This window comes from Exobacillus caeni, assembly GCF_005747095.1.
Lineage (GTDB): Bacteria > Bacillota > Bacilli > Bacillales > Guptibacillaceae > Exobacillus > Exobacillus caeni.
In genome coordinates, this window is record NZ_SWLG01000001.1 from 699,840 (window position 1) to 712,649 (window position 12,810).

The 12,810-nt window shown below is 40.0% G+C and carries 12 protein-coding genes; 9 read left to right on the forward strand and 3 right to left on the reverse strand.

The genetic code is table 11. The features are described from left to right. The first annotated feature begins 205 nt into the window (after window positions 1–205). The 5 genes from FCL54_RS03465 to FCL54_RS03485 all read left to right on the forward strand — a co-directional run bounded on the left by FCL54_RS03465 (window position 206) and on the right by FCL54_RS03485 (window position 5,864). Window positions 206–1,345: an acyl-CoA dehydrogenase family protein gene (locus tag FCL54_RS03465; RefSeq protein ID WP_138123151.1), complete on the forward strand. Its 1,140-nt coding sequence runs from the start codon at window positions 206–208 to the stop codon at window positions 1,343–1,345. Window positions 1,346–1,433: 88 nt separating this feature from the next. Continuing rightward, a complete protein-coding gene (locus FCL54_RS03470; protein WP_138123153.1) occupies window positions 1,434–3,089 on the forward strand; it encodes an AMP-binding protein in 1,656 nt (551 codons plus the stop codon). A gap of 480 nt (window positions 3,090–3,569) precedes the next feature. After that, window positions 3,570–3,920, forward strand: coding sequence for a cytochrome c550 (cccA, locus tag FCL54_RS03475; RefSeq protein ID WP_138123155.1), 351 nt, complete (start codon window positions 3,570–3,572; stop codon window positions 3,918–3,920). Window positions 3,921–4,041: 121 nt separating this feature from the next. Then, window positions 4,042–4,755 (forward strand): tRNA (adenine(22)-N(1))-methyltransferase, encoded by a 714-nt coding sequence (locus FCL54_RS03480; RefSeq protein WP_138123157.1) that lies wholly within the window; start codon window positions 4,042–4,044, stop codon window positions 4,753–4,755. Continuing rightward, entirely contained in the window at window positions 4,743–5,864 is a 1,122-nt protein-coding gene (locus FCL54_RS03485) for a Nif3-like dinuclear metal center hexameric protein (protein WP_138123159.1), read from the forward strand. Before FCL54_RS03480 ends, FCL54_RS03485 begins: the two co-directional genes overlap by 13 nt. Before the next feature lie 44 nt (window positions 5,865–5,908). On the opposite strand, the gene FCL54_RS03490 is transcribed toward FCL54_RS03485, so the two are convergent. Together FCL54_RS03490 and vrrA are read right to left on the reverse strand one after the other, a co-directional pair. Then, window positions 5,909–6,853, reverse strand: coding sequence for a 4-hydroxy-3-methylbut-2-enyl diphosphate reductase (locus tag FCL54_RS03490; RefSeq protein WP_138123161.1), 945 nt, complete (start codon window positions 6,851–6,853; stop codon window positions 5,909–5,911). 295 nt (window positions 6,854–7,148) lie between these two features. Then, the gene (gene vrrA, locus FCL54_RS03495; RefSeq protein WP_138123163.1) at window positions 7,149–7,856 is read right to left on the reverse strand and encodes a VrrA/YqfQ family protein; all 708 of its coding nucleotides are present in this window, start codon (window positions 7,854–7,856) and stop codon (window positions 7,149–7,151) included. Between the two features lie 175 nt (window positions 7,857–8,031). On the opposite strand from vrrA, the gene FCL54_RS03500 reads away from it, so the two are divergent. Both FCL54_RS03500 and FCL54_RS03505 read left to right on the forward strand, forming a co-directional pair. Next, complete coding sequence (locus FCL54_RS03500; RefSeq protein ID WP_138123165.1) at window positions 8,032–9,318, forward strand: DEAD/DEAH box helicase; 1,287 nt, start codon at window positions 8,032–8,034, stop codon at window positions 9,316–9,318. A gap of 108 nt (window positions 9,319–9,426) precedes the next feature. Continuing rightward, window positions 9,427–10,317: a deoxyribonuclease IV gene (locus FCL54_RS03505; RefSeq protein WP_138123167.1), complete on the forward strand. Its 891-nt coding sequence runs from the start codon at window positions 9,427–9,429 to the stop codon at window positions 10,315–10,317. A 138-nt stretch (window positions 10,318–10,455) separates the two neighbouring features. Here the strand turns inward: FCL54_RS03505 and FCL54_RS03510 are convergent, their stop codons facing one another. Next, a complete protein-coding gene (locus tag FCL54_RS03510; protein WP_138123169.1) occupies window positions 10,456–10,713 on the reverse strand; it encodes a DUF2624 family protein in 258 nt (85 codons plus the stop codon). A 161-nt stretch (window positions 10,714–10,874) separates the two neighbouring features. Here FCL54_RS03510 and FCL54_RS03515 point away from each other — a divergent pair, with 161 nt between their 5' ends. Then, the gene (locus FCL54_RS03515; protein WP_138123171.1) at window positions 10,875–11,741 is read left to right on the forward strand and encodes a YitT family protein; all 867 of its coding nucleotides are present in this window, start codon (window positions 10,875–10,877) and stop codon (window positions 11,739–11,741) included. A gap of 258 nt (window positions 11,742–11,999) precedes the next feature. Then, a complete protein-coding gene (locus tag FCL54_RS03520; protein WP_138123276.1) occupies window positions 12,000–12,719 on the forward strand; it encodes a lytic transglycosylase domain-containing protein in 720 nt (239 codons plus the stop codon). The last annotated feature ends 91 nt before the right edge of the window (window positions 12,720–12,810 follow it).

Sequence of the window (12,810 nt, forward strand, 5' to 3'; positions counted from 1 at the left end):
CTATAACAATAAAGGATTTTAAGCGTTTTAATAAAATTTTAAAAGCGAACATTTTATAGTCCCGACTGTAGGCAAAGTCTATCGGTCGGCTTTTTTCTTTGCGAAAACTTTTTAAAATATTGAAAAAGTTAAACAACTCAGCCATAATATTATGTAAGCGTATACACATCGCTTGGAAGAAACAGATTTTGGAAGGTGGGAGAGTATGAATTTTGATTTAACAGATGAACAACGCATGATACAGAAAATGATGCGTGAGTTTTCAGATGAAGTGGTGGCTCCCGGAGCCGAACAAAGAGATAAAGAAAAAAAATTCCCGGTAGAAATCTTTAAAAAACTTGGTGAGCTTGGAATCATGGGACTTCCTTTCCCTGAAGAATACGGAGGAGGAGGGGCAGATACAACTAGTTTTGCGATCGTTGTAGAAGAACTGAGCAGAGGATGCGGTTCTACAGGTATCACTTATTCTGCTCACGTTTCTTTAGGCGGAGCTCCCATTAACTTATTTGGAACAAAAGAACAAAAGGAAAAATATTTAACACCCATTTGTACAGGTGAATCATTAGGTGCGTTTGGACTGACTGAACCTGGAGCCGGATCCGATGCTGGAGGAACGGAGACAGAAGCAAAAGAAGAAAATGGAGAATGGGTTATTAACGGGAGCAAGTGTTACATAACGAATGCTTCTTATGCAAACCACCTGGCGTTAACAGCTATCACAGGTAGAGAGAATGGCAAAAAAGAAATCAGCGCTATTATCGCTCCAACAGATGCTAAAGGCTTCAAAGTGATCGATAACTATGAAAAAATGGGTCTTCATGCTTCAAATACGACTGAGTTAGTCATGGAAGATGTTCGTGTTCCCCAAGAAAATTTACTTGGCAAAAAAGGCCATGGTTTCAGGCAATTCCTTGTAACACTTGATGGAGGAAGAATAGGAATCGGTGCCATGGCGGTTGGAATCGCTCAGGCTGCATATGAAAAAGCACTTTCATATGCAAAGGAACGTAAACAGTTCGGACAATCAATCTCAAACTTCCAGGCAATCCAGTTTAAACTAGCAGATATGGCAATGAAAATAGAACTGGCCCGAAATATGGTGTACAAAGCTGCATGGGTAAAAGACCAGGGTAGAAGCTTTACAAAAGAGGCTTCCATGGCAAAACTATACGCTTCAGAAATATGTATGGAGGTTTGTAACCAGGCGGTCCAAATCCATGGGGGGAATGGATATATGAGAGATTATCACGTAGAACGCTACTTCAGGGATGCTAAACTTCTTGAAATTGGGGAAGGTACTTCCGAGGTGCAACGGATGATTATCGCAAGGGAAATCGGATGCTAAACTGAACGAGCGCTCGTTTTACAGGGGATCTAATATTTTGAAAGGAGGTGAAAACTCGTCTAACTACTAAATAAGACGGGGTGAAATGATGGAAACGCTCTTAAAGCAAACGATTGGCCAAATGTTAGAAGAAAAAGCAAAACAATACGGTGACCAGGAAGCAATCGTATATCCGGAACGTAATTTAAGGTATACTTACCAGCATTTTTTTGATGAAACGACAAAAGTGGCAAAAGCTTTGCTTTCTCTGGGTGTGAAAAAAGGAGAGCATGTCGCGGTATGGGCAACGAATGTTCCGGAATGGCTCACATTGCAATTTGCAACAGCAAGGATCGGGGCGGTTCTTGTTACTGTCAACACGAACTACCAATCAAGTGAACTAGAGTACCTCTTAAAACAATCTGATTCCACCACTTTATTTTTGATTGACGGCTTTAAAGGCACCTCATATGTGGACACGGTAAAGAGTCTGGTCAAGGCTGCAGATTGGATATCGGAAGGAAAATCCCATATTGAAAGGCTTCCTTTCTTAAAACATCTGATTTTTATCGGTGAAAATCCGCAGGATGAGCTGATGTCCTGGGAAGAGTTTATCAGCCTTTCAGCAGATTCAACAGATGACGAGCTTAAAGAAACCGAAATTTCACTAGATCCTCATGAAGTGATAAACATGCAGTATACTTCAGGAACAACAGGTTTCCCAAAAGGAGTAATGCTGACACATTCTAATATTTTAAATAACGGAAACATGATTGCACATGCGATGAAGTTAACTAATGAAGATCGCTTATGTATCCCGGTCCCATTCTTCCACTGTTTTGGATGCGTACTTGGAACACTTGCGGCTTTCTCGGTTGGGGCAACGATAGTGCCACTTGTTGAGTTTAACCCTGAAGCAGTGTTAAAGGTTGTTGAAACAGAAAAATGTACTGCTTTACACGGTGTTCCAACGATGTTCATCGCAGAATTAAATTTAAGCAACTTTAAAGAATATGATTTATCTACTTTAAGAACTGGTATTATGGCCGGGTCTCCGTGCCCGATCGAAGTGATGAAAAAAGTAATGAATGAAATGGGCATGGATGAAATCACTATTGCTTATGGGCAGACTGAATCGTCTCCAGTTATTACCCAGACTCGCACAGATGATCCGATCGAGCGTAAAGTGAATACAGTTGGTAAGTCGCTTCCAGAAGTTGAAGTTAAAATTACCGACCCGATAACAGGAAAAGAAGTACCACGGAACAATCCTGGCGAGCTTTGCACCCGGGGATATCATGTTATGAAAGGCTATTACAAGATGCCTGATGCCACAAATGAGGCCATCGATGAAGATGGATGGTTACATACTGGAGATCTGGCTATGATGGATGAAGAAGGTTATGTTCAGATCACAGGCCGCCTTAAAGATATGATTATAAGGGGTGGAGAGAACGTTTATCCTAGAGAGATAGAAGAGTTTCTATATACCCATCCAGATGTTCTTGATGTACAGGTTATCGGGGTACCGGATGAAAAATATGGTGAAAGAGTAGCAGCTTGCATTCAGAAAAAAGAAGGTTCCACCTTAACTGAAGAAGAATTGCTTTCCTACTGCAAAGGGAAAATAGCTAAATATAAAATTCCTGAATATATTTTCTTTGTAGATGAATATCCGATGACAGCTTCAGGAAAAATCCAGAAGTATAAGCTGAGGAAGCAGGCAGAGAGCTGGTTGGAAGAAAAACAAAAGACAGTTAATTAAGCATCAGTATATCCTGGTGTTTTCTTTTTGCTATCTTTTACTTTGGCTGTTTTTTTTAAAAAAAATAGTTTTTGCGCAAGAGCAATAAACTGCGATGAATTGCAGCATTGATTTTTACTCCGGGCAGTTCGCTTTCCGCGGGCAACAGGCGTTTTGTGCAATTGAGGAGGCTCAGCGCGAGCTCACGGAAAGCGTAGTGTATTTCCGAATCGGCCATCCATCCGTTATTAACTTTAAATTGGTTGTAACTTGCCTGGAGCTGCAAATTAAGGGTTGGATATTTAAATTTTTATAATACGATAAACTTTGTTAAGATAGGAATAAGGTTTAATGGTTAAATTCGTGACAATTATGGTAATTGTTATGGAAACCCTTTTCTTTCAATGTTTTTTAAAGTAAAATAAGTAATGATTTGTTTACTCGTACATATCCGGGGAAAACTAAACAACAGCTTAAGCAGGTGTACAAGGAGGAAAAGATATGAAAAAGAATCCGATCTTGCCATACGTTTGGACCGCTGTAATAGGAATTATCTTGATTATTAGTCTATCCTTTTACGGTTTATCTCAAGGAGAAGAGGCTGCTGGGGAGAAAGACCAGAACAAGGCTGCGGCTAACCCTGAGGAAATTTTTTCTCAGAACTGTGCTTCTTGTCATGGCCAAAATCTTGAAGGAGTTGTTGGTCCAGCTCTTAATAAAATCGGAGGGAAATATTCCCAAGATGAAATTCGCAGCATCATTGCTGAAGGTAAAGGAAGTGCGATGCCGGCAGGTCTGATTGAAGGCGAAGCGGCAGACAAAGTTGCAGCATGGCTTGCAGAGAAGAAATAATAGCATAACAAACAAAAAGCTTTCTGTTTATTAGACAGGAAGCTTTTGCTGTTTATGTGAAGTTTCTTTTGTTTTTGTTTACAATAGAGGAAAGAAACTATAAAACGATAAGGTGAAAACGATGAACGAAAAATTACTTTCAAAAAGACTTCAGGCTGTAGCATCGTACATACCGAAAGGATCAGTTCTAGCTGACATAGGTTCAGACCATGCCTATCTGCCGTGTTATGCTATTTTAAATGGGTTAAGTAAAGAAGCGGTGGCAGGGGAAGTGAACGAAGGACCATTTCGTTCAGCTGTCCAACAAGTTAAAAAGAGCGGGCTACAGGAAGAGATCTCGGTGAGAAAAGGAAACGGGTTAGAAGTTATTTCTCCTAACGAAGTTAATGTAATTACGATTGCTGGGATGGGCGGCCAGTTAATAAGAGACATTTTAAAGGAAGACCAGACAAAGCTTGAAGGGGTAGAAAGGCTTATTCTGCAGCCAAATGTAGCTGCACATCTTTTAAGGGAATGGCTATGGAAGAACGGCTGGAGATTAATCGCTGAAGTGATTCTTGAAGAAGATGGAAAGATTTATGAAATTTTAGTCTCAGAAAAGGGACAGAGCGATTCCCTCTATACAGAAGATACACAAGCCAATTTAATTTTCGGCCCATATTTAAAAAGTGAAAGGAACGAAGCCTTTCAACGAAAGTGGACTTATGAACATAATAAGCGCAAGCACGTTTTAAATGAAATGAAAAAAGGATCTAAGTATGAAAATAATGAGAAGATCCAAGATTTATTAAAAGAAATTAAACTGATCGAGGAGGTTTTAAATTGGCAAGATTAGCAAATGCACAGTCGATTATACAGTATTTTGAGTCCTGGTCGCCAAAAAAACTCGCTCAGGAAGGAGATCCGATAGGCCTGCAGATCGGAACGTTGAACAAGCCAGTCAAAAAAATAATGGTGGCACTGGATGTTTTAACGAATGTAGTGGATGAAGCTGTTCAAGAGGGAGTAGATTTAATCATTGCCCATCATCCTATCCTCTATAAACCGTTAAAAAACATTAATCTGGACACCCCACAGGGTAAGATGATTGAAAAATTGATTAAAAATGACATTACTGTTTATGCTGCCCATACAAATCTTGATGTTGCCAGGGGAGGCGTAAATGATCTGCTGGCAGAAGCGCTAGAATTGGAAAACACTGAGGTTCTTGTACCAACTTATAAAACAATCTATAAAAAGATTGCGGTGTTTACCCCGGTTGATCATGCAGATGCTGTCCGTGAAGCGCTTGGGAACGCAGGAGCGGGTCACATTGGCAACTATAGCCATTGTACTTTTAATACAGATGGCCAGGGAACCTTTAAACCCCAAGATGGAGCAGACCCTTACATCGGTGAACAGGGAAAACTGGAAAAAGTAAACGAAGTCAAAATAGAAAGCATTTTCCCCGCAGAGTTGGAATCAAGGGTGCTTAAAGCTGTAATCAAGGCCCATCCTTATGAAGAAGTTGCATATGACCTGGTGCCAATGGATAACGAAGGAGAAGAGCTAGGTTTAGGGAAGCTTGGAAAACTAAAACAAGCGATGAAGCTAAATGAATTTGCGGCGTATGTGAAAGAAAAATTGGATGTGGATGGTGTGCGTGTTGTTGGTGATCTTTCTTCAACTGTGCAAAGAGTAGCGGTTCTTGGCGGAGACGGAAATAAGTTTGTATCTACTGCTAAGTTTCGAGGAGCCGATGTATTTGTTTCAGGGGATATTTATTACCATGTAGCACATGATGCCATGCTAGAAGGATTGCCTATTGTAGATCCAGGCCACAATGTTGAAAAAGTGATGAAGGCCGGCGTTATGAATAAATTGCAAACATATTTAGAGTCTAATAAATATGAAACAACTGTGATCACATCAAAAGAGCATACGGACCCTTTTCAATTTCTATAAAATGAAAAGCAACAACCTTTTTGTAGAAGGTTGTTGCTTTTTCTCTATTTCTTTACTTTTACTTTCGGCAATATTTTATTGGAAGGAACATTTCTCGATCTTTCCCACGTAGATGGGTCGTTTTTATCGTATTGATTAAGAAACTTTATAACCTCTTTGGTAATCGGGGTCGGAGTAGAAGCTCCTGCGGTTATACCGACTACCTCTACGCCCTCCAGCCACTCTAGCTTTATCTCAGAAACATCAGCGATTCGGTAAGCAGGTGTGCCGGCGATATCTTTTGAAACCTGAGCAAGCCGGTTTGAGTTATTGCTTCTTGGGTCTCCAACGACTAACAAGAGATCCGTTTCACCAGCTTGTTCTGCGACAGCTTCCTGCCTTACCTGTGTCGCATTGCAAATCTCGTTATGAACTTCAGCACCCGGGTACTTTTCCAGTGCTTTATCAATGATGTGGCGAACATCCCACTGGCTCATTGTTGTTTGATTCGTAATTAAGATATTGTCGCTTGAAATAGTTAAGGCATTTATTTCTTCCGCTTTTTCTACAAGGTGTACGATCGAAGGGGCTATTCCCATGGCGCCTTCAGGCTCCGGATGGCCTTTTTTGCCAATATAGATAACTTCATATCCTTCTTTTTCTTTCTCGCGGATTAAGTCATGTGTTACCGTTACGTCAGGACAAGTTGCATCAAGAACAGTTAATCCTTTTTCTTCTGCAAGCTCTCTCACCTCTGGTGAAACGCCATGAGCAGTGAATATAACAGTTCCCTTGTCAACCTTTTTAAGTATTTCCATTCGGTTAGGACCATCGAGCGTAATAATTCCTTCTTCTTCAAAAGCATCTGTTACATGCTTGTTATGAACAATCATACCGAGTATAAAGATTGGCCGGGGAAGGGATTTATCTAGAGCGGCATTTCGAGCGATGACCATCGCATCGACAACACCATAACAATAACCACGCGGTGAAATTTTTACTACTTTCATTGAGAACCTCCTCAATTGGATTTCCAGGGTCTATAATTGTATATCATTTAATATCTGTTCGATAAGGTTTCTTCCCCCATTATAATGGAGACCAGTTTATAACTCAATGAAAGTATATTGATAACGGAAAGTAACCATAAAGAAAGCCCGCCAGTCGGCGAGCGTGAGGAAGAATGACAAAAGCATATGTTTTTCATTTGTGAGATCTCTGAACGATCGCTGTGTTGAACTGTTGGTTCCTGCTTTTTTTGAGTAAAACTTTTTGTAACAAAACCGTTTGATAAAAGAAACACTCTTAAATATATAACTTTGGCTTTGAACTTTTTACTTTTATTTTTTCTTTAGCTTCTTTTTTTTCTTTATTTTTGGATGTACTGGACTTATTATTTTTGCTGTTTCCCTGTTTGTTCTTTGTTGAAGCCGTGTTTGACTTTGAACTTTGTTTCTTTTTTTCCTCTTGGGAACTATTATTTTCGGCAGTGTCTTCCAGGCTTTCTTCATTCTCATCATCAAAGTTATCCTCATCATCAATATCATCGCTGTTGTAATTGCTAAATTCTTTTAGGGCTGACATCATCTGAGGTAGGTTTTTGACCATAGGACCGTATTGCTGGACCATTGGTTTAACGGTATCAGCCAGTTGCATTACTTTTTGTGCATTTTGTATCATCGCCATGATATCCATACCGCCGCCCTGGGCGGCGCCTGGTAAAAACTTTGATATTAAACCGCCGGCTCCTGTCTGGGCTTGAGGCATTACACCGGGTGGAAGTGCTGAGGTAATGTTTCCCGGGTTGCCTCCGCCTCCTGAAAGTAAATTAGAAAGAAATCCTCCAGGCCTTGCAGCATTTTGAGCAGCCTGGGATGTCAATTGTTGTGGACCAAACGACTGAGGGCCAAATGATTGTGGCATACCAAAGGGTGTTTGGCCAAATGAAGAGCCTGTGAACGGGAAGCCTGTGCCAGCACCGGTTGCTTGTTGAGCGGATGGGAATCTGTTCAAACCAATCCCTCCTTTCTCTGCTATAGAGATTTACCGTTAGTATAAAGATATGCGGATAAGTCTCTTAAGTGTTTAAATCGGTGAAATTGGGCAAAGGTAAAGTAAAGGAAACATGGCGATTTTTACAGAGTTAGTCTATAATACAAAGGTAGCTGTACGAATTGGAGGAAATACCATGAATATGAAGCAATTTGAAAGGTTGGAACTAAAACCTTTTTTAATAGAAGCTTTAAAAAGACAACGCTTTGAAAGACCAACAGAAATCCAGGAACGTTTAATCCCCGGGATAAAAAATGGGCAAAGTGCGATCGGCCAGTCACAAACAGGTTCTGGAAAAACACTTGCTTATTTGCTGCCTGTATTGAATCGCATTAATCCTGGACAGAGTACTCTGCAGGCGATTATTACTGCCCCTACCAGGGAACTTGCCGACCAAATCCACCAGGAAGTAGAGAAACTCCTAACAGAGCAACCTGAAGAAGGTGCTATTACTTCTAAGACAGCAGTTGGTGGAACTGATCGCAAACGAATGATCAGTAAAATGAGAAACACACCTCATCTTCTTGTAGGGACTCCGGGTAGGATTAAGGATTTAGTCGAGGAACAGGCGATCGATGTCCATACCGCACATATGCTCGTTGTGGATGAAGCAGACCAGATGTGGGATATGGGATTTATCGAAGATGTGGACTATGTCGCCGCACGAATGCAAGAGGAACTGCAAATGCTTGTATTCTCTGCAACGATACCTGAAAGCTTACAGCCATTTTTAAAAAAATATATGAGCAATCCAAAGTTTGTACAAGTAAATCCTGAAGAAGGAACTGCCGAGAAAGTGGAAAACGTTTTGATCCCCTTACGGCACCGCAATAAGAAAGAAATGCTCGGAAATATAGTGGGAAGCATTAATCCGTTCCTTGCTCTGATCTTCGCTAATACAAAGCAAACAGCAGATGAGGTAGCAGACTATTTAATTGAGCAGGGAATCGATGTTGACAGGCTTCACGGCGATGTACCGCCAAGGCAGCGAAAGCAGATAATGAAAAAGATCCGTTCAGCAGAAAGCCAGTTTGTTGTCGCGACTGACCTTGCTTCAAGGGGAATCGACATCAAAGGCGTCACCCATATTATCAACTATGAAATGCCAGCAGATTTAGACTTTTATGTTCACCGTGTAGGGCGTACCGCACGTGCAGGAGCTGAAGGAGTCGCTTATACATTAGTGGAGGCAGAGGATCAAAACGCTGTTCAAAAATTGTCTAAGAGAGGCATAGAGTTCGCTTACAAAGATGTAAAAGATGGAGAATTTGTAGAAGCGAAGCCACTGGTGACACGAAGGAAGAAACCTGATCTTACAAAAGGAATCCATGTTCCGAAACCTAAAAAAGTAAAGCCTGGTTACAAGAAAAAGATGCGCAGAGAAAAGGAAGACATTTTAAATAAAAGAAGACGAAAGAAGTAACGGACCGCTCCAGAGATGGAGCGGTTTTCTATATATTTAAAGTGCCGTTTCCTTCCCCAATTATTCTTGCTGTGCTATGATAATGGAGGTAAAGGAGAGTGTGTAACAATGCTTAAGATAGGTTCACATGTTTCGATGAGTGGAGACAAAATGCTGCTGGCTTCAAGTGAGGAAGCAGTTTCTTATGGAGCGAATACATTTATGATTTATACAGGAGCTCCTCAAAATACACGAAGAAAAGCAATCGAAAAACTAAACATTGAAGCTGGACGGGCGCATATGTCTGAAAACGGAATCGATGAGATTGTCGTTCATGCCCCATATATTATTAACATTGGAAACACAACAAAGCCGGAAACATTCCAGCTAGGTGTTGATTTTCTCAGGTCAGAAGTTGAACGGACAGAAGCATTAGGGGCAAAGCAAATTGTTCTGCATCCAGGAGCACATGTTGGAGCAGGCGCTGACAAAGGAATCCCAAAGATTATAGAAGGTCTTAATGAAGTTTTAACAAGTGATCAACCTGTTCAAATAGCACTTGAGACAATGGCTGGTAAAGGATCAGAAATGGGGAGGACATTTGAAGAACTTGCACAGATAATAGAGGGTGTGACCCATAATGAAAAGTTATCTGTTTGTTTTGATACATGTCATACTCATGATGCCGGCTATGACATTGTCAATGATTTTGATGGTGTTCTGGAACAGTTTGATAAAACGATCGGTTTGGAACGGTTAAAGGTTTTGCATATTAATGACAGCAAAAATGAAAGAGGCGCAGCAAAAGACCGCCATGAAAACATAGGATTTGGACATATCGGGTTTGATGCATTGAATTATGTAATCCATCATCCACAGCTTGCAGAAGTACCAAAGATCCTTGAAACTCCTTATGTTGGCACTGATAAGAAAAACAAAAAAGCGCCTTATAAGCTTGAAATTGAGATGCTGCATGGCAAAAAGTTTGATGAGAAATTAAAAGAAAAGTTAGAAGTTTGAGCTGAAAAGGGGCTGACTCACAAGTGTCTGGCTCTCTCCGTTAGCACCATATCTAGATGAACAGTGGGATCTGGATAAAGTGTTGGAGGTGCCTGACACTTTGATTTGAGTCAACCCTCTTTTTAATTTTCAAGCCTTTTATTGCAGTACTGTTTCAATTAACTTGTTTACTTTGGATGCTAACTGCGGATTAACTTGTTTGCTTATTTTTTGCAGGATTTTCTTCCGTTGTTTTACGTTAGAAACATCGATCGTTTCCTGCCTTAGTATGGCTATAATTTGTTTTGCTTCCTGTTGGGATATCTTGATACCATATTGATTGGAAAGCTGTATCAGTTCGGAAGGAGTAATATTGTTTAACTTATAGTTCACTAGCTGTAATTGGATCATGTTCATCCGTGAAACCTCCTTTTGCTCGTAATAGTCTATGTAGGAAGCAGACCTATGTGTCTGTCAGTAAGGTTTCTCGATGTTAGATTCTACATTTTTTATAAAATCTTTTATATAATGAAGAAAAAAAGGGAATAGAGATATCTGTAAAGACAGAGGAGGTTTGAATGGAGAAAAAACAACACAGGAAAGAAAGTGCAACACATCTTATTTACCGTTTAATTCTTATCTTAATTGGGGCTTCGTTAGCTGCGGTTTCGATTGAACTTTTTCTAATACCAAACCATATTATAGATGGTGGGATCATTGGAATTTCCCTTATTTTAGATTATTTAACACCACTGAATTTCGCTATATTGGTTATCGTTTTAAATCTGCCTTTTATGTATTATGGATATAAACAAATAGGGAAAACGTTTGTGATGTCTTCCCTAGTCGGTATCGTCGGACTTGCTGCGATTGAGACTGCGCTACATCATATGGAACCTTTTACAAATGAACCGATTTTAGGAACCGTTTTTGGCGGATTAATATTGGGAATCGGAGTAGGTCTTGTTATCCGCCACGGCGGTTCAATGGACGGGACCGAAATTTTAGGAATACTAATGACAAAAAAGCTCCCTTTTTCTATTGGTGAGTTCGTCATGTTTCTCAATATATTCATTTTCAGCTGGGCAGGTTTTGTGTTTGGCTGGGAACAGGCGATGTACTCGGTGATGGCTTACTATATCGCATTTAAAACGATAGATACTGTTATTCAGGGGCTTGATGAGACAAAAGCCGTCCTAATTGTTTCGGAGCAATACGAGGAAGTTTCTGACGCAATTCTTGACCGGCTTGGCAGGGGGACGACCAAGCTTTCTGGAAGAGGAGGATACACTGACGCAGAAAAGGATGTCATTTATGTTGTTATCACCAGACTTGAGGTAACAAAACTAAAGAACATCATATACGAAATCGACACTAACGCATTTATTACCATAATGAATACCCAGGAAACCAAGGGAGCCAAGTTCAAGTCTCCAATCCATTAAAACTGCACTTACCCGTGCAGTTTTTTTATTTGTGGTCATATTTGTAATTTAAAGCTCACTGTTTTTTTCTTTCTTAATTGCTGGTAAAAAATTCTTATAAACTAATATGTTTAAGAAGAAAATATGAGGGAAAAAGACTATGGATGGAATGAATAACCCGATAGAACTGCTTTGCATGAATGAAAAATAATACATATGTAAAGGAGTGTATCAAATTTTAACATGGAACTTTTAAAAAAACGAAAGTATCTTATAGGAATGAGTTTGGCTGCTTTATGCTTATTAGGCATCGTTACATACTTGACTTTCGAAAATTTCTCTTTAAAGCAACAAATTGATACGGCGAATAAGGAGAAGGAGAACTTAAAAGCTAACGTTCAAGAAATCAAAACAGCAATGCAAAAAGAACTTGTGTTAATCGAGCAAGTTTCAGCTAAAAATCAAGAAAAGCAGGTATCGGGGCATTATCAAACGTGGATGGAAGCAGGAACCTATGCTGAGGATTTTTACAACGACAGCAACAGGAGGTTTAAAAAGGATTGGGGCCGTTTTCTTGCAAAGCAGGCTATGGAACAAGAAATCGATCCATATATCGTTTACGAATTGCTAAAGGTTGAAACAGGGAATACTTTTGACCCTAACCTTGTTGGACCGGAAACAAAATATGGACATGCATACGGAATGGGACAATTTATGAAAAATACTGCACCATGGATTGCTAAAATGGCAGGTGTAGAATACAAAGAAGAAAAGTTATTCGACCCATACTACTCGATACTATTGTCCGTTACATATCTTGATTACCTGCATCAAAAGTATAAAAACTGGGACAAGGCTTTAACTGCTTATCATCGAGGTATGGGAGGGCTTCAGGAATTTATTAAAGATAACGGTCATGCCAACAGCTGGTATTCTGAGGAAATTACAACCAGAGCAAAGGAACATAAGAATAATGAGGTGGCACTTGCTGGCAACTAAGGGGCTGACCCAAAACATCGATAAAGCGGTGTTTGGGCAGCCCCCTTTTCTATTCAAAAGATAAATGAATCTCTATTTTAAGAGAAAAAAC